Below are 309 nucleotides of genomic sequence, written 5' to 3'. Positions count from 1 at the left end.
ATTCTTTCCAATAGAGTCCAGTCATTACAGGTCTTGATAACGCGTCATATTGGGTCACAAACCATTTATCTTCCAATCGTAAGTTGGCATCTTGTAAAAGTGCTGGACGATTTAGTTTGTCATATACGATGTATTCCCATCCTTTTGCTGGTATTTTCTTTTCTACAACTCTATTTTTATAATCATAATGATAGATGTAGCACAATCCTTGTAACACCTCAGTAGCTATTGCATAGTTAGTTGAAGTACTTGACTGTGTTCCTGTAAATATTGGAAAAGCTGAAGTGATAGTTCCGCGCCCACTTATGT

At 36.6% G+C, this 309-nt stretch carries 1 protein-coding gene; it reads right to left on the bottom strand.

Translation table 11 applies throughout. The annotated features are described in order from the left end of the window. The coding region (locus tag AA089_RS25295; RefSeq protein ID WP_046759379.1) for a hypothetical protein at nucleotides 1-309 on the bottom strand (309 nt) is incomplete at both ends.

Source organism: Kordia jejudonensis (assembly GCF_001005315.1).
In the GTDB taxonomy this organism is placed as follows: domain Bacteria; phylum Bacteroidota; class Bacteroidia; order Flavobacteriales; family Flavobacteriaceae; genus Kordia; species Kordia jejudonensis.
This window is presented reverse-complemented; position numbering and strand designations above follow the sequence as displayed.